We start from the raw sequence: 16,182 nt of genomic DNA, 5'->3' as shown, positions 1-16,182 counted from the left end.
TTGTCACGCGGCTGTCGCATGGGCTCTCTAGCCGCGGATATCCTTTTCCGTCAGCGGGTCTGTTCCATGCGCCAGCCTCTCGTCCTCGCGGCTCTCGCCTCCCTGCTCCTCGCCGGCACCGCCGGCGCGGAGCCGCTGTTCAACCGCATCGCCACCTTCTCGGTGCCGCAGAACCTGCCGACCGACCGCGATCCCGCCAAGAAGACCGTCTCCGAGATCATCGCGGCTAGCGAGGACGGTATGCTGCTCGCCTATACCGATGCCGAGCAAAAGGCGCTCGGCATCATCGACATCGCCGATCCGGCCAACCCGAAGCCCGCGGGCTTCGTGCCGCTTGAAGGCGAGTCCACGTCCGTGACGATCCTCGGTGACAAGGCCTTCGTCGCCGTCGTCACCTCCGGCGACAATTTCAAGGAGCCGGCCGGCCATCTCGCCACCGTCGACCTCAAGACCAAACAGGTCGTGGCGAAATGCGATCTCGGTGGCCAGCCCGACTCGGTGACGCTCACCAAGGACAAGGGCAGGATCGCCATCGCGATCGAGAACGAGCGCGACGAGAAGCTCAACAAGGGCGCCCTGCCGCAACTCCCCGCCGGCAACCTGACCCTGATCGGCATCAAGGATGGCGCCATCGACTGCGCCACCCGCCAGGTCGTCGATCTGACCGGCCTCGCCACCGTCGAGCCGACCGATCCGGAGCCGGAATTCGTCGACGTCAATCAGGACGGACTCGTCGTGGTGACGCTGCAGGAGAACAACCACCTCATCATCGTCGATTCGAAGACCGGCAAGGTGGTGACCCATTTCTCGGCCGGCTCGGTCGATCTGAAGAACATCGACAAGACCCGCGACGGCAAGATCAGCCCGACAGAGGAGCTGAAGGGCGTCGCGCGTGAGCCCGACGCCGTGCGCTGGATCGACAATGACCGCTTCGTCACCGCCAATGAGGGCGACTGGAAGGGCGGCTCACGCGGCTTCACGATCTTTCGGAAGGATGGGACGGTCGAGTTCGATTCCGGCTCGGATGTCGACCACCTCGCCATGCGGCTCGGCCATTATCCCGAGAAGCGCTCCGCCGCCAAGGGCAGCGAGCCCGAGGGCATCGAGGTCGCGACCTACGGCAATGACCGGCTGATCTTCGTCGGGCTGGAGCGCGCCTCGCTGGTGCTGGTCTACAAGGACGAGGGTGCCGGCAAGGCGCCGCGCTTCCTGCAGGCGCTGCCGACCGGCATCGGCCCGGAGGGACTGCTTGCAATCCCGCAGCGCGACCTTTTCGTTTCCGCCTCGGAAACCGATGCCGGCGAGAAGGGCGGGGCGCGTTCGGCCGTGATGATCTATCGCCGCTCCGAGCAGGCGGCTATCTACCCGACCATCCAGTCCGAGGACGAGAACGGCCTGCCGATCGGCTGGGGCGCGCTCTCCGGTCTGGCCGCCGATCGGACCGCGCCAGGCAAGCTCTTCTCGATCACCGACAGCGCCTATGCGCCCTCGCGCATCCTTCAGATCGACGCGACGCAGAAGCCGGCCCGCATCACCGGCGCGATCACCGTGACCAAGGACGGCAAGCCCGCCTCCTACGATCTCGAAGGCATCGCGACGCGCGAGGGCGGCGGCTTCTGGCTGGCTTCCGAGGGCAATCCCGAGAAGAAGGACGCACCGCTCGCCGATATCCTGCTGCGCGTCTCGGCCAAGGGCGAGGTTGAGGAGGAGATCGTCCTGCCGGAAGCTCTGGCGAAGCATGCGGTCCGCTTCGGCTTCGAGGGCGTGGCTGTGACAGGCACGGGCGCCGACGAGACGGTCTCGCTTGCCGTGCAGCGCGAGTGGAAGGACGACCCCAAGGGCAGGACCAAGATCCTCTCCTACAAGCCGGCGACCAAGGAATGGGGTGTACTGCACTATCCGCTGTCCCAGCCGGCTGCCGGCTTCTGGATGGGCCTCTCCGAGCTGGTTGCCCTTGGCGATGATCGCTTCGCCGTGATCGAGCGCGACAACGGCTTCGGCGCCAAGGCTGTGAAGACGCTCCAGACCTTCTCGATGAAGGGCCTGAAGCCCGCCGCGATCGGCGCGGCGGAAATCCCGACCGTCGAGAAGACCCTGCTGCGCGACCTGACGCCCGATCTGATGAAGGCCGGCGGCTACGGCCTCGACAAGGTCGAGGGCATGGCGGTCGACAAGGCCGGGCACCTCTTCGTCGTCACCGACAATGACGGCGTCGACGACTCTTCCGGCGAGACCCAGTTCTTCGCCTTCGGCAAGATCGGCAACTGACGAACCGCCCGCGTCATTCTCGGGCGAAGCGAAGCGCAGACGCGAGAATCTCATGACCAGAGCACGCTGGTTTCCGAGATGGTCGGGTCAAGCCCGGCCATGACGCGATAAAAAGAAAAGCCCCGGATGCGGTGCATCCGGGGCAAGGCGCCTGGCCATATGACTGGAGAGCCAGGTGGGAGGAAATGGTCACCAGCCGGCGAGGACGGCGCCCTTGTAGCGCTCGGCGATGAAGCTCTTGATCTCCGGGCTGTGATAGACATCCACCAGCGTCTTGACCCAGGGCTTGTCCTTGTCGGCGGCACGGACCACGATCAGGTTGACATAGGGGCCCTTGGCGTCCTCGCGCAGGATGGCGGAGGCCGGGTCGATCTTGGCGTCGACAGCGTAGTTGGTGTTGATCGCCGCGGCGGCGACATCGGCCAGCGAGCGCGGCGTCTGGGCGGCCTCGAGCTCGATGATCTTGAACTTCTTCGGGTTGGCGGTGATGTCGGCGACGGTCGGCTTGAAGCCGACGCCGTCCTTGAGCTTGATTACGCCCTTGTCCTGCAGCAGCAGCAGCACGCGCCCGCCATTGGTCGGGTCGTTCGGGATGGCGATGGTGGCGCCGTCCGGAATCTCGGCCCAGCTCTTGTACTTCGACGAGTAGATGCCGATCGGGAAGTTCACGGTGAGGCCGGCCTTGACGATCTTGTAGCCGCGGTCCTTCACCTGGTTGTCGAGATAGGGCTCGTGCTGGAAGGAGTTGGCCTCCAGCTCGCCGGCATCGAGCGCCTGATTGGGCACGACATAGTCGGAAAACTCGGTGATCTTGAGATCCAGGCCCTTCTGCGCCGCGAGCGGCTTCACCTTCTCGAGGATCTCGGCATGCGGGCCGGGCGTCGCGCCGATGCGGATCACCTGGTTCTGCTGGGCGAAGGCCGGGCCGGCGGCGAGCGCCAGGGAGAAGCCGGCGACGAGAGCGGCGCGGCGGCTGAAAGAGGTCGTCATGATAGTGGTTTCCTTCGATGTGAAGCAGAAGAAATGACGGGTCAGGCGTGGCGCAGGCGCTTGTTGAGGCGGCGCGCGAGGCGGTCGCCGAAGCTCTGCACGAGCTGGACGAGGACGATGAGCACGGCGACGACGGTCGCCATCACGTCGGGCATGAAACGCTGGTAGCCGTAGCGGATGCCGAGGTCGCCGAGTCCGCCACCGCCGACCGCGCCGACCATGGCCGAGAAGCCGATCAGGCTGACCACGGCGAGGGTGAGGCCGAGCACGATGGCAGGCAGCGCCTCGGGTACCAGCACCTTGCGGACGATCTGGACGGGCGTGGCGCCCATGGCGCGCGCGGCCTCGACCAGCCCCTGGTCGACCTCGCGCACCGCGCCTTCGATCAGACGGGCGATGAAGGGCGTCGCTGCGACGGTCAGCGGCACGATGGCGGCTGCGGTGCCGATCGAGGTGCCGGCGAGCAGCCGGGTGAAGGGGATGATCGCGACGACGAGGATGATGAAGGGCGTCGAGCGGGTAGCGTTGACCAGCACGCCGAGCAGGGCGTTGGCCGCGGGCGCCGCAAAAAGCTCGCCGCGCTTGCTGGTGGCCAGGAAGACGCCGAGCGGCAGCCCCAGCAGCGTGCCGATGCCGGCCGAGACGGCCACCATGGCGAGTGTGTCCAGCGTCGACTGCCAGATCAGGCGGATGAGTTCAGGAGACATGGCCGATGACCTCCGCCTTGAGTCCGAGGCCCTTCAGCGCGCCGAGCACGGCGTCGCTTTCCGGCGCGCGCGAGGGCACGCTGACGAGCAGGCTGCCGAAGGGCTGGCCTGCGATGGCGTCGATCCGCCCGGCCAGGATGTTGACGTCGACGCCTACGACCGCGCTCAGCCGGCTGATCACCGGGGCGGTGGCGTTCTCGCCGATGAAGGTGATGCGCAGCACCAGGTTGTCGCCCGGGCGAGCCTGCGTGCGGATGCGGCCGGCGAGATGCTCGGGCACCTCGACGCCGGTCACCGCCTCGACGAAGCGTGCCGTCGTCGGGTGCTGCGGGTTGGTGAAGACGGAGAAGGTTTCGCCCTGCTCGACAATGCGCCCGTCCTCGATCACCGCGACACGGTCGCAGATCTCCTTGATGACGGGGATCTCGTGGGTGATCAGCAGGATGGTGATGCCGAGCTCGCGATTGACCTGCTTCAGCAACGCCAGGATCGAACGGGTCGTCTCCGGGTCGAGCGCCGAGGTCGCCTCGTCGCAGAGCAGTACCTTGGGATCGGTGGCGAGCGCGCGGGCGATGCCGACGCGCTGTTTCTGCCCGCCCGAGAGTTCCGCCGGATAACGCGCGGTCTTGTCGGCGAGGCCGACGAGCTTGAGCAGCCGCTCGACCTTCGCGGTGATCTCGGCGCGCGGCGTGCCGGCGATCTCCAGTGGTAGCGCGACGTTGTCGAAGACCGTGCGCGAGGACAGCAGGTTGAAGTGCTGGAAGATCATGCCGATGCGGCGGCGCTGCGCGCGCCAGCCCGCCTCGGTGAGGTTCGTGACCTCCTTGCCCTCGATCAGGATGCGGCCCGCCGTGGCGCGCTCCAGCCCGTTGACGAGGCGGATCAGCGTCGACTTGCCGGCGCCGGAGCGACCGATCACGCCGAGGATGCTGCCGGCGGGCACGTCGAGATCGATGCCGGCGAGCGCGCTCACGGCCTGCTGGCCGCTGCGCGCCGCAAAGGTCTTGCCGACCTGCTCGAAGCGGATGGCTGGCTCTGCAATGGCGATGGGCAAGGCGCCGGCGCTCAACGCGCCGGGGCTGACGGGGGCGTTCATCATGTCCTCAGAAATGGGTGTGGCAGGACCAGTGGGCGATGCCGAGCTGCTCGATGGTCAGGTCGTGGATCGAGCGGCGCCGGTCGTCCGCGCTTGTCGCGTCGAGCGGGTCGAAGGCCGCTGGCACGGCCCGGTTGAACCAGGCTGCGGCGGCGTTCCAGAGGGATGACAGGATTTGCATCACTGCCTCACGAGGCCAGCCGCAGCGGGCCGTGGCGGCGCGGCCGGGCAAGCCGGCGCGCGGCGTTCTCTGCCGCGCCGGGCGTGGCGAAGCGTTGCCCGTCCAGGGCCCGGAAAGCCGAGGAGGCGGCGATGAAGGTGAAGTCGCGCTCGTCGGTGCGGCGGCTGACGAGGCCGACCTGATCCTCGCCGATTTCGATGACATAGGCTTGCAGTGCCGGGCGGGGCCGGCTGGAGGCGGAATGAAGCGGGGACATGGCTCTGCCTTTCGCCGCATCTTGCGGCGTGTTCGTCGAAACGATCGGATGGAAACGGCCTTGCGGCCCTTGCGATCTCAGCGTCGACAGCAGCAGAGGGTCGGGCGGAAGCGGATCGGGCTTCGGCTTGCTTTGGCAACGGCCATGTCAGTCTCCTCAATCTGGAGCCCACGACCCGGTCGTGGCGCTTTAGCGTTTGGTGACGCGGCGCAAGCTGCTCGCTCAAATCTCCGCGGTGCCCGGATCGCTCCGGGAACGTTCGCAATCTGGCGGGGATCGTCCTCTTTGTCAACCGGTCTGTTCTTTTAAAGAAACTATACGTCGGAGAATAATATTCTCCAGACGCTCTTTGCGCTCCGCCAATGATGCGGCAATGCGCGGCTTGACGAAGCCGGGGAAGCGGCGCCATCTGCCGCCATGCAGGCTCGCGCCGCCCTTCTCGATCGCCTTCGCCGCTCCGGGCTCGGAGCTTGGCTGGCGACAGCCTATGCGCTTTGCGTGCTGGCCTTGGCGCTTGCGCCGGCTCCGGCCCTGGCGGCCTTCACGGCAAGGGACGGCGCCATCCTCTGCTCCGGCGCCCCGGTGCCCGAGGAAGGTGCGCCGGCCCCGGCCAGCGATCTCGCCCATTGCAAGGGCTGTCCGCTCAATCCTGTCCTCGCCGGCGCTCCGGTGGAGGATACGCCCGCGCCGGTGCGGTTGGCCGTCCGCCTGGCCTCGCCTATGTCGCTCGCCGCGGGGCTGCCGCATCGGTTCGCAACCGGGCTCGCGCGGTCGCGCGCTCCGCCGGCCGGCTGAAACCTCCGCCTGTCCATTCACATCGAATTCCGGCCTGTCCGCTCCCGAGGAGCGACGGCACCTTCTCATGAGGCTGCGTCAGCGGCCCGTCCGTTCAGGATATCCATTATGAAGCTTTCCCTTTCGCTCGCCGCGGCCGTGCTCGCGCTTTCCGCCAGCATCGCTGCCGCCCATGAGTTCAAGGCGGGCCCGCTCAAGATCGGCCATCCCTGGTCGCGCGCGACTCCGGCCGGCGCCAAGGTCGGCGGCGGTTATCTCAGCATCGAGAATACGGGAACCACGCCCGATCGGCTGGTTTCGGTCTCCGTACCGTTCGCGGCCCGCGCCGAAGTCCACGAAATGGCGGTGAAGGACGGCATCATGACCATGCGCCCGCTGGAGCAGGGCGTGGAGGTCCCGGCCGGCGCCAAGGTCGAGTTCAAGCCCGGCGGCTACCACATCATGTTCATGGAGCTGAAGCAGCCGCTGAAGCAGGGCGAGATGATGAAGGGCACGCTGACCTTCGAGAAGGCCGGCACCGTCGATGTCGAGTTCAAGGTGGATTCGATCGCCGCCAAGGGCGGCGAGGGTGAGCACAAGGGCCACTGAGCCCGGATTCTCGTGCGTCCTGCCCGGTCTTTGACCCGAGCATCTCTTGCCGGCGATTCTCGGGTCACCGCTGCGCGGCGCCCGAGAATGACGTTCTGGCCGATCAGACCTTCGCGCGCGGGTCGTGCTTCGCAAGCCGCGCCAGCAGGTAGTCGACCTCGGTCTTGGCAGCCGCGCTCAGCGCCGCGCCCGGCTTGCGCTGGGCGTCGTGGGTGAGGATGCCGCGCTTCATCATCGTGTATTTGCGCACGGCGAGGCCGACGCCCTGCTGCTGCTCGTAGCGCAGCAGCGGCAGATGCGCGTCGAAGATGTCATGGGCCTCGTCGCGCTTGCCGGCCTTCTGCAGGCGCACCACGTCGATCAGCAACTCGGGGAAGGCATAGCCGGTATTGGCGCCGTCTGCCCCGCGCTCCATCTCGAAATCGAGGAAGAGACCACCATTGCCGGTCACGATCGAGATCGGCCGCAGCGACCCTTCCGCCTGGAACTTGCGCAGCGTCGAGATCTTCTCAAGGCCGGGCCAGTCCTCGTGCTTCAGCATCACGCAGGACGGGTTGTCCTGGACGATCTTGCGGATCACCGCCGGCGTCATCACCACCGAGAGCGTCAGCGGATAGTCCTGGATGACGAAGGGGATGTCCGAGCCGATGGCCTCGACCGCCTGGGCATAATAGCCGGTGATCTGGTCGTCGGTGCGCAGGCTCGGCGGCGGCGCGATCATTACCCCGCCGGCGCCGAGATCCATCACTTGCCCGGCGAGCGAGCGCATCGCCGCGAAGCCGGGCGCGGAGACGCCGACGATGATCGGCTTGCCGCCCATCTTCGCGACCGCGCGCTTGACGAGGCCGACCGACTCCTCGGGCTCGAGCTTGGGCGCCTCGCCCATGATGCCGAGCACGGTGACGCCGTCGGAGCCGATGCCGTGGTAGAACTCGAAGAGCCGGTCGGCCGAGGTCCAGTCGATGCTGCCGTCCGGGTTGAACGGAGTCGGCGCGATCGGGAAGACGCCGCTGGCGTCGGATGTCAGGCGCATGGTTTCTGCTCTCGGTCTTGTCGGGGAGGAAGGCTGGACCCTCGTCATGGTCGGGCTTGACCCGACCATCTCGGAAACCAGCGCGGCTGGTCATGAGATTCTCGGGGCAAGCCCGAGAATGACGCCTCAGACGATACGGGTGCGGACGGTGCCGACGCCGGCGATTTCGCCTTCGAGAACGTCGCCCTTGCCGACGGCAGCGACGCCTTCAGGCGTGCCGGTGAAGATCAGGTCGCCGGGCCTGAGCTCGACCAGGCCCGAGAGATAGGAGATCGTCTCCTCGACGTTCCAGATCTGCTTGGCGAGGTCGGAGCTCTGGCGCACGGCGCCGTTGACGGTGAGTTCGATCTTGCCGGCGCTCGGATGGCCGGCCTGGCTCGCCGGCACGATCTCTCCGATCGGCCCGGAGAGGTCGAAGCCCTTCGACATGTCCCACGGCCGCCCGGTCTTCTTCGCCGCGTTCTGCAGGTCGCGACGGGTCATGTCGAGCCCGGCGGCATAGCCGTAGATATGGGCGAGCGCCTCGGATTCCGGGATGTCCTTGCCGCCGGTGCCGATTGCGACGACCAGTTCCATCTCATGATGGAGATCCTTGGTCTTCGTCGGATAAGGCATGTCGGCGCCGTTGGTCAGCAGCGCATCGGCCGGCTTGGTGAAGAAGAACGGCTCCTCGCGATCAGGGTCGCCTCCCATCTCGCGGGTGTGCTCGGCGTAATTACGGCCGACGCAGAAAACGCGCCGCACGGGGAAGGAACCGCCTCCCGCGACCGGAACGGCCACGGCGGCCGGCGGATCGATCACATAATTGCTCATCGGGCAGCTCCCTCGGTCCTCAAAGTTTAGAGCACTGCTGCTGCAAAAAACCGGCACCCACTTTTTTGCGCAATGCTCCAGCGCTTGCTTGGGCCGTTCATGCGGGAGCGACGCGTCGACCGCAAGCGGCTTTGCACCGCCACCGGGCCTGCGCAGGCGGCATTGCGGCCCGGTCTTCGCATGCGCGGAAGGGTTTTGTGCGGCGCGTCATTGCAACCACCGCGATTTGCCTCCTACACTGCCTAGCCGGGCGGGTCCGGCAGGCGTCAAGGAAGGAGCGGCATGTGAGTACGGGAACCGTGAAATGGTTCAACGAGACCAAGGGCTACGGCTTCATTACGCCCGACGAGGGCGGCGGCGACATCTTCGTGCACGTCAGCGCAGTGACGCGCGCGGGGCTGCGTGGCCTGAACGAAGGCCAGAAGATCAGCTACGACCTCGAACCTGATCGCAAGACCGGCAAGAGCGCTGCGGTGAATCTGAAGGTCGCGTAGGGCAGGCAGCGACAGCGGGACGGCGACGGCGGCGCTGTTCCCGAGCCACGGCGAACCTCTTTCGCTCACGAGCGGACTGAAGGCGATTCCAGGCATGCCCGTCGCCGTTGGCGACGGATCGGGCGGAGCCGCTCAGGCGCGGCCGGGCGCCGGATGGAACAGCCGGCCCTTTTCCACGATCAGCACGATGACGAGCGCGGCGATGCCGCAGAGTGCGAAGCCCAGCGTCAGCGGGATGACGGTGCCGTTGAAGTGCTGTCCGATATAGAAGCCCAGAAGCGCGCCGATCACTGTGGTGACGAAGCCCTGCACCGAGGATGCCGTCCCCGCGACATGGCCGAGCGGCTCCATCGCCATGGCTCCGAAATTCGGGCCGAGCAGGCCGAAGCAGAACATGGCGCCGCCTTGCAGGATCGCGAAGCTCCATAGCGACTCATGGCCCGCCAGGGCAACGAGCGCGTGCACGCTTGTCAGCGCGATGTAGCCCAGCAGCGCGGTATGCGAGACCCGGCGCATGCCCAGCCGCCCGACGATGCGTGAGTTCAACAGCGAGGACGCCGCCATGAACATCGCGATCAGCGCGAAGACGGTCGTGAACAGTTCGGGTGTGTGGAAGACGTCGACGAAGACCTGCTGCGCCGAATTGATGAAGCCGAACAGCCCGCCGAGCACGAAGGCCATCGCCAGCATGTAGCCGACGCCGATGCGGCTCGTCAGCGTGGTGCGGAAGGCGGCGGCGACGCTCCGGGGGGCGATCGGCTTGCGGTCCTCCGGATGCTGGGTTTCGGGCAGCTTCACCGCGACCCAGATGAGCACGGCGCCGCCGAAGGCGGTCAGCACGCCGAAGATCCAGCGCCAGGGCGCGACCCAGAGGATCGCCTGGCCGATCGAGGGCGCCAGGATCGGAACGGCCAGGAAGACGATCATGGCGAGCGACATCACGCGCGCCATCTCGCGCCCGGAATAGCAGTCGCGCACGATCGAGACGACGAGCACGCGCGTCGCCGCAGCGCCGATACCCTGCAGCACGCGCGCTGCCATCATCGCCTCGAACGAGCCGGCGAAGGCCGCGGCGATGCTCGCGAGCACGTAGACGATCAGGCCGACGAGCAGCACCGGCCGGCGGCCGTAGCGGTCGGAAATCGTGCCGTAGAAGATCTGGGAGACGCCGAAACCGAGCAGATAGGCCGTGATGATCCACTGCCGCTGGTTGGCCTCGGCGATGCCCAGCGCCTCCGCCATTTGCGGCAAGGCCGGCAGCATTGAGTCGATGGCCAGCGCGTTGGTGGCCATCAGCGCGGCGGTCAGGCCCACGAAGGTGTAGAAGCCCATGCCGTGGCGCGGCCGGGCGATGGCGGACATGTCGTTCATGGCGATCGCGAAAGCTGGCCCGGCGGCTGCAAGCGGATGGCCGCGGCAGGCAATAATCAGGCGGCAGCATTAGACCTGCCGGCAGGGACCGGCAACCCGCCCAGCCGGCCATGCGCCATGCGCCGGGCGCGCTTCCCGGCTCAGCCGGTCTTCTGCATCTCGGCCATGAGCGCGCTGTCGATCTCGTCGGCCCGCTTTGCGGCCGGTCTGCTGGCCAATCGTGCGCCATAGGCCTCGAAGGCGGGCCGCTTCTCGATCGTGCCGAACTGCAAGCCCCACAGGATCTGCGAGCCGACATAGACGTCGGCGGCGCTGAAGCGGTCCCCGAGCAGATACGGCCCCTGGCTGACGGCCTGTTCGAGCGTGTCCATCACATCCGCATAGGTCCCGTAGCCGATCGCGCGTGCCCGGTCCGGCGGCACCTCAAGCCCGAAGGCCTTGTTGCTGACGGCGGCTTCGACCGGCCCGGCAGCGAAAAACAGCCAGCGATAATAGGGGCCGCGCAGCCGGCTTGTCGCCTCCGGCGCCAGCCCGGCCTGCGGAAAGGCATCGGCGAGATAGGCGCAGATCGCGGCGCATTCGGTGACGACGGTGTCGCCATGGACGAGTGTCGGCACCTTCCCCATCGGGTTGAGTGCCTTGTATTGCGCGCTCTTCATGGGCGCGCCGAAGCCGAGGATCTCGGCCCGGTAGGGTTGGCCGACCTCTTCCACCATCCAGCGCGCGATCCGACCGCGCGACATGGGATTCGTGTACAGCACGAGTTCGTCCGTCATGTATATCGCCTCCTCGAGGTGCGGTATTGCTCTATCCTGCGACGCTGTCGCGATGCTGTCAGGAGCCATCGCCTGACGACGCCGGTTCGAACTGCTATCGTTGCCGCGAAACAGGACGGGAGCATGAACGAATCATCGGCATTGCGCAGCGTCTCCGTCAGTGAAGGGCGGATGGCGATCGAGGGCTCATTGGCCCGCTACGTCCAGGGCTCGGCCCGGCGCTTCCGGCTGAGGGCCGCGCGGCTTCGCATCGTCGGCGGCTTCGAGAGCCGCGACGGGCGCCTCGAGGACGCGCAGCGCATCCTCGCCGAGGCCCATGTGGCGGATGGCGTGTTGCGGCGCGCCGGCTTCGATGGCGAGGCCGAGGCGATCGGCCTCACCTTGCGTCCGCTCGCCGCGTCGAGCGAGCAGCCGCGACTCCTGCTGATGCTCGGCTATCGCGATGAGGGTGGAGCCGAGATGCCCTTTGCCGATGTGTTTCTGGCCCCATCGGTGTTCGAGGCGCTCAAGGCGGACATCCTCAAAGGGCTTGCACAGGAGGTTTCGCTCAGCGCGACGACGAGCCTGTGGGTGCGGGAGGAGGATCGCGAGCTGCCCGCCGGGAGTCCGGTCCGCTGGTATCTAGCGCCGGGAAGCGATGGAAATGCCGTTGTCCCGGCCCGTGGCTTCATCGACAGCATCGAGTGGATGCCGCAGGCCCGTCCCGAGCCGTTGGTCGAGGTCGTGCCCGCGCATCAGGTTGCGGCCGAGCCCGGTCACGACTCCGACGAGGATTGGCAGGAGAGCAGTGCCGAGCAGCTGCGCAAGATCAACTGGAGCTTCAGGCAGCTCCTGCTGCTGCTCGCCTTCCTGATGATCATCGTCGCCTTGAAATAGGCGTCCGCCTCACGGCTCGTGGCGGCGGATCCGGCGGATGATCTCGTTCAGCGCCAGCATGGCCAGCGCCAGGATGAAGGGCACGACGTAGTAGATTACCCGGAACATCAGCAGCGCTCCGAGCACCTGCTCGTAGGGCAGCCGGTTGAGCGCGACCAGCATCGTCGCCTCGAAGACCCCGAGGCCGCCGGGCGCGTGGCTGGCGATGCCGATCAGGCAGGCGAAGATGTAGGCGGCCAGGAAGGTCGGGTAGTCGAGATTGTAGCCGCCCGGCAGCAGCACGAACAGCACGGCCGCGGCAGCGCTGACCTCGCAGGCGCCGAGCGCCATCTGGCCGAGCGTGGTGCCGAGGCCCGGCAGATGCAGGTTCCAGCCCCGCACGCGCAAGGAGCGCTCGCCCGTGGCGATCCAGATCAGGTAGCCGATGATGCCGAGGCCGACGAGGCCGCCGACGATCTGGACGACGAGTGGCGAGGTCCGCGCCAGCATGGCGACGGAACCGGCCGAATAGACCAGGCTGGCGCAGAGGATGGCGCCGAGCCCGAGCCAGAAGGTGATGCCGGCGATCACCGTCAGGCTCGCGACCTCCGAGGCGCGCACGCCCTTCGGTGAATAGATCCAGTAGCGAACCGTGCCGCCCGTCACGATCGGGAAGCCGAGCGTGAAGGAAACCGAATAGCTGGTGAAGGAGGCGAGCGCCGTGGTGCGATAGGCGATGGAGAGCCCTAGCCGGCGCAGCGCCAGCGCATCGTATCCCGTCAGCAGCAGATAGCTCAGCGCCGTGAAGCACGACGCAAGTCCGAGCTGGCGCAGGCTGGCATTGGCGAAGGCACCGGCGAGCTGGCCCGGCTCCATCTGGCTGATGATGTGCCAGAGCACCACGAGCGAAGCGCCGAAGATGACGGTGCTCGCCAGCGGGCCGAGCCACCACCAGCGGCTGCGCTTGCGCAGGTGCATTCCTGGCTCATGCGGGCCGAACGACATGCGCTCTCTGGGTTGCGCGCCGCAGCTCGATCGCGGCGACACGGGGGGGACGGGAGGGCGCGGCCGCGCCCCGGCCCGAGAGATAGCGCGTTGGCAGCGATGCACAAGCCGCTGCGGCGAATGAGCCCTATGAGAGAGCCGGGCTACAACCGGCTCAGGCCGTGCGCCGGTACCAGAAGCCGCCGGCGATCCACGCCATGCCGGCATTCCCGTAGAATCCGGCTGCCTCGGGGCGGCACGGGTGGGACGGGGGAACAGCCGCTACCCGCCGGCGTTCAACGCTCGACTCCAGGAAGGGAGGCTCATCATGCCGCGTGGCGACAAATCAGCCTATACGGACAAGCAGAAGCGCAAGGCCGAGCACATCGAGGAAGGCTACGAGGAGCGCGGCGTCTCGCATGAGGAAGCCGAGCGCCGGGCTTGGGCTACCGTCAACAAGGAAAGCGGCGGCGGCAACAAGTCGGGCTCCGGCCGCGGCAAGCCCGACACCGATGTCTCTGCCAAGCGCGGCGGGCGGATCGGCGGCGAGGCTGCGGCCGCTCGCCGGCAGTCCGAGCGCTCGGCCTCGGCGAAGAAGGCGGCCGAGACGCGGAAGAAAAAGGCGTCCTGAACCGGGGCGGCTTGCCGCCCCGGAGTTGCACGCCTCAGCCGCCGATGTTGAAGGAGGCCAGCGCCGCCATGTTGACGATGTCGGAATCCTTCGCGCCGAGCGGCACGATCTGCACGGGCTTGTCGAGGCCGACGATCAGCGGCCCGATCACGGTTGCGCCGCCGAGTTCCTGCAGCAGCTTTGTCGAGATCGAGGCCGAGTGGAAGGCCGGCATCACCAGCACGTTTGCCGGCCCAGACAGTCGGCAGAACGGGTACTGGGTCATGATCTCGCGGTTGAGCGCGACATCCGCCGCCATCTCGCCGTCATACTCGAAATCGACGCGCTGGCCGTCGAGGATCGCCACCGCGTCGCGCACCTTTTCGGAGCGCTCGCCGGCTGGATGCCCGAAGGTCGAGAAGGCGAGCATCGCCACCTTCGGTTCGTAGCCGAGCCTGCGGCCGACGCCGGCCGCCTCGATCGCGATCTCGGAGAGCGCCTGGGCCGTCGGCATCTCGGTGATCGCGGTGTCGGCGACGAGGACGGTGCGGTCGCGCGAGATCACGATCGAGACGCCGATCACCCGGTGGCCGGGCTTTTCGTCGATGACGCGGCGGACTTCCTCAAGCGCGATCGAATAGTTGCGGGTCACGCCCGTCACCATCGCGTCGGCATCGCCGAGCGCCACCATCGCCGCGGCGAAATGGTTGCGGTCCTGGTTGATCAGGCGCTGGCAGTCGCGGAAGAGATAGCCCTGCCGCTGCAGCCGCTCGTAGAGATACTGCGCATAGGCGCTGTTGCGGTGTGAGAGCCGCGCGTTCTGGATCGAGATGCCCTTGGCTTCGAGATCGACGCCGAGGAAGGTCGCGGTCTCGTAGATGCGCTCCTCGCGGCCGACGAGAATGGCCTGGCCCAGCTCCTGATTGACGAAGGACGCTGCGGCGCGGATGACCTGCTCCTCCTCGCCCTCGGCAAAGACGACGCGCTTGGGATAGCGCTTCACCCGCTCGAAGATGCGGTTGAGCGTGCCGGCGATCGGGTCGCGGCGGGCGGAGAGCTGCGCCTTGTAGGTCCCCATGTCGACTATCGGCTTGCCGGCGACGCCGGAATCCATCGCCGCCTTGGCAACCGCCATCGGCACGACATGGATCAGGCGCGGATCGAACGGCACGGGGATGATGTAATCCTTGCCGTAGCGCGGCCGCGCGCCTTGATAGGCTGCCGCAACCTCGTCGGGCACGTCCTCGCGGGCGAGCATCGCCAGCGACTCCGCTGCAGCGATCTTCATCTCCATGTTGATCGTGGTCGCCCGCACATCGAGCGCTCCCCGGAAGATGAAGGGGAAGCCGAGGACGTTGTTGACCTGATTGGGATAGTCCGAGCGGCCGGTCGCCATGATCGCGTCGTCGCGCACCGCGGCGACCTCCTCCGGCGTGATCTCCGGATCGGGATTGGCCATGGCGAAGATGATCGGGTTCGGCGCCATCGCGGCGACCATCTCCTTGGTCACCGCACCCTTCTGCGAGAGGCCGAAGAAGGCGTCCGCTCCCTCCAGCGCCTGCGCCAGCGTCCGCCGGTCGGTGACGGCGGCATGGGCCGACTTCCACTGGTTCATGCCCTCGGTGCGGCCCTGGTAGATCACGCCCTTGGTGTCGCAGAGGATGACGTTGTCGGGTTTGAAGCCCATCGCCTTCAGGAGCTCGATGCAGGCGATGGCGGCGGCGCCGGCACCGTTGATGACGAGCCTTGTCGACTTGATGTCGCGTCCCGTCAGGTCGAGCGCGTTGACCAGGCCGGCGGCGGCGATGATCGCGGTGCCGTGCTGGTCGTCGTGGAAGACCGGGATGTCCATCAATTCGCGCAGGCGCTGCTCGATGATGAAGCACTCGGGCGCCTTGATGTCCTCGAGGTTGATGCCGCCGAAGGACGGGCCGAGATAGCGCACGGCGTCGATGAACTTGTCCGGGTCCTCCGTGTCGACCTCGAGGTCGATCGAGTCGACGTCGGCAAAGCGCTTGAACAGGACGGATTTGCCCTCCATCACCGGCTTCGAGGCCAGAGCGCCGAGGTTGCCGAGGCCGAGGATGGCGGTGCCGTTCGAGATCACCGCGACGAGGTTCGAACGGGTGGTGTAGTCATAGGCGCGCGACGGGTCCTCCGCGATCGCCAGCACCGGCACGGCCACGCCCGGCGAATAGGCCAGCGACAGGTCACGCTGCGTCGCCATCGGCTTCGTCGGCACCACCTCGAGCTTGCCGGGCCGCCCTTGCGAGTGGAACAGCAGGGCTTCCTGGTCCGTGAAGGTCGGGCGCGTTCTCTTGGTCGTCGGGCGGTCGTTCATCGAAGCGTCTTTTCTTGAGCATTT

At 67.1% G+C, this 16,182-nt stretch carries 17 protein-coding genes; 6 read left to right on the top strand and 11 right to left on the bottom strand.

Translation table 11 applies throughout. From position 1 onward, the window contains the following. Positions 1 to 66: 66 nt before the first annotated feature. Positions 67 to 2,268 (top strand): esterase-like activity of phytase family protein, encoded by a 2,202-nt coding sequence (locus tag AC1DNE_RS25385; RefSeq protein ID WP_476765215.1) that lies wholly within the window; start codon positions 67 to 69, stop codon positions 2,266 to 2,268. A 189-nt stretch (positions 2,269 to 2,457) separates the two neighbouring features. Here the strand turns inward: AC1DNE_RS25385 and AC1DNE_RS25380 are convergent, their stop codons facing one another. Genes AC1DNE_RS25380 through AC1DNE_RS25360 form a run of 5 tightly spaced genes read right to left on the bottom strand, consistent with a single transcriptional unit; the run spans position 2,458 to position 5,498 of the window. Beyond that, positions 2,458 to 3,258, bottom strand: a complete 801-nt coding sequence (locus tag AC1DNE_RS25380; protein ID WP_441472145.1) for a MetQ/NlpA family ABC transporter substrate-binding protein — start codon at positions 3,256 to 3,258, stop codon at positions 2,458 to 2,460. A 41-nt stretch (positions 3,259 to 3,299) separates the two neighbouring features. Continuing rightward, a complete protein-coding gene (locus AC1DNE_RS25375; protein ID WP_149131599.1) occupies positions 3,300 to 3,965 on the bottom strand; it encodes a methionine ABC transporter permease in 666 nt (221 codons plus the stop codon). Next, positions 3,955 to 5,061, bottom strand: a complete 1,107-nt coding sequence (locus tag AC1DNE_RS25370) for a methionine ABC transporter ATP-binding protein (RefSeq protein ID WP_441472146.1) — start codon at positions 5,059 to 5,061, stop codon at positions 3,955 to 3,957. Before AC1DNE_RS25370 ends, AC1DNE_RS25375 begins: the two co-directional genes overlap by 11 nt. Before the next feature lie 7 nt (positions 5,062 to 5,068). Continuing rightward, complete coding sequence (locus AC1DNE_RS25365; protein ID WP_441472147.1) at positions 5,069 to 5,242, bottom strand: hypothetical protein; 174 nt, start codon at positions 5,240 to 5,242, stop codon at positions 5,069 to 5,071. Positions 5,243 to 5,249: 7 nt separating this feature from the next. Next, positions 5,250 to 5,498 carry a hypothetical protein gene (locus AC1DNE_RS25360; RefSeq protein WP_441472148.1) on the bottom strand — a complete coding sequence of 83 codons (249 nt, stop codon included), beginning with the start codon at positions 5,496 to 5,498 and terminating at the stop codon, positions 5,250 to 5,252. Positions 5,499 to 5,915: 417 nt separating this feature from the next. Here AC1DNE_RS25360 and AC1DNE_RS25355 point away from each other — a divergent pair, with 417 nt between their 5' ends. Both AC1DNE_RS25355 and AC1DNE_RS25350 read left to right on the top strand, forming a co-directional pair. Continuing rightward, the gene (locus tag AC1DNE_RS25355; protein ID WP_441472149.1) at positions 5,916 to 6,293 is read left to right on the top strand and encodes a hypothetical protein; all 378 of its coding nucleotides are present in this window, start codon (positions 5,916 to 5,918) and stop codon (positions 6,291 to 6,293) included. A gap of 108 nt (positions 6,294 to 6,401) precedes the next feature. After that, complete coding sequence (locus tag AC1DNE_RS25350) at positions 6,402 to 6,881, top strand: copper chaperone PCu(A)C (protein ID WP_441472150.1); 480 nt, start codon at positions 6,402 to 6,404, stop codon at positions 6,879 to 6,881. A gap of 103 nt (positions 6,882 to 6,984) precedes the next feature. Here AC1DNE_RS25350 and AC1DNE_RS25345 read toward each other — a convergent pair whose 3' ends face one another. Together AC1DNE_RS25345 and AC1DNE_RS25340 are read right to left on the bottom strand one after the other, a co-directional pair. Continuing rightward, on the bottom strand, positions 6,985 to 7,914 hold the full coding sequence (locus AC1DNE_RS25345) for a dihydrodipicolinate synthase family protein (protein WP_441472151.1): 930 nt from the start codon (positions 7,912 to 7,914) through the stop codon (positions 6,985 to 6,987). Positions 7,915 to 8,040: 126 nt separating this feature from the next. Continuing rightward, positions 8,041 to 8,727, bottom strand: coding sequence for a fumarylacetoacetate hydrolase family protein (locus tag AC1DNE_RS25340; protein ID WP_476765217.1), 687 nt, complete (start codon positions 8,725 to 8,727; stop codon positions 8,041 to 8,043). A gap of 284 nt (positions 8,728 to 9,011) precedes the next feature. On the opposite strand from AC1DNE_RS25340, the gene AC1DNE_RS25335 reads away from it, so the two are divergent. After that, the gene (locus tag AC1DNE_RS25335) at positions 9,012 to 9,221 is read left to right on the top strand and encodes a cold-shock protein (protein WP_441472153.1); all 210 of its coding nucleotides are present in this window, start codon (positions 9,012 to 9,014) and stop codon (positions 9,219 to 9,221) included. A 132-nt stretch (positions 9,222 to 9,353) separates the two neighbouring features. On the opposite strand, the gene AC1DNE_RS25330 is transcribed toward AC1DNE_RS25335, so the two are convergent. Beyond that, a complete protein-coding gene (locus AC1DNE_RS25330) occupies positions 9,354 to 10,592 on the bottom strand; it encodes a multidrug effflux MFS transporter (RefSeq protein WP_441472154.1) in 1,239 nt (412 codons plus the stop codon). 140 nt (positions 10,593 to 10,732) lie between these two features. Then, complete coding sequence (locus AC1DNE_RS25325; RefSeq protein ID WP_441472155.1) at positions 10,733 to 11,368, bottom strand: glutathione S-transferase family protein; 636 nt, start codon at positions 11,366 to 11,368, stop codon at positions 10,733 to 10,735. 123 nt (positions 11,369 to 11,491) lie between these two features. Between AC1DNE_RS25325 and AC1DNE_RS25320 the strand changes: the two genes are divergently transcribed. After that, the gene (locus tag AC1DNE_RS25320; protein WP_441472156.1) at positions 11,492 to 12,244 is read left to right on the top strand and encodes a hypothetical protein; all 753 of its coding nucleotides are present in this window, start codon (positions 11,492 to 11,494) and stop codon (positions 12,242 to 12,244) included. 9 nt (positions 12,245 to 12,253) lie between these two features. Here the strand turns inward: AC1DNE_RS25320 and AC1DNE_RS25315 are convergent, their stop codons facing one another. Continuing rightward, on the bottom strand, positions 12,254 to 13,201 hold the full coding sequence (locus tag AC1DNE_RS25315) for a lysylphosphatidylglycerol synthase domain-containing protein (protein ID WP_441472157.1): 948 nt from the start codon (positions 13,199 to 13,201) through the stop codon (positions 12,254 to 12,256). A gap of 334 nt (positions 13,202 to 13,535) precedes the next feature. On the opposite strand from AC1DNE_RS25315, the gene AC1DNE_RS25310 reads away from it, so the two are divergent. After that, positions 13,536 to 13,838 carry a plasmid stabilization protein gene (locus AC1DNE_RS25310; RefSeq protein WP_441472158.1) on the top strand — a complete coding sequence of 101 codons (303 nt, stop codon included), beginning with the start codon at positions 13,536 to 13,538 and terminating at the stop codon, positions 13,836 to 13,838. Positions 13,839 to 13,872: 34 nt separating this feature from the next. On the opposite strand, the gene AC1DNE_RS25305 is transcribed toward AC1DNE_RS25310, so the two are convergent. Further along, positions 13,873 to 16,158, bottom strand: a complete 2,286-nt coding sequence (locus AC1DNE_RS25305) for an NADP-dependent malic enzyme (RefSeq protein ID WP_441472159.1) — start codon at positions 16,156 to 16,158, stop codon at positions 13,873 to 13,875. Positions 16,159 to 16,182 lie beyond the last annotated feature (24 nt).

This window comes from Allobosea sp. 05L423, assembly GCF_056397745.1.
This window is presented reverse-complemented; position numbering and strand designations above follow the sequence as displayed.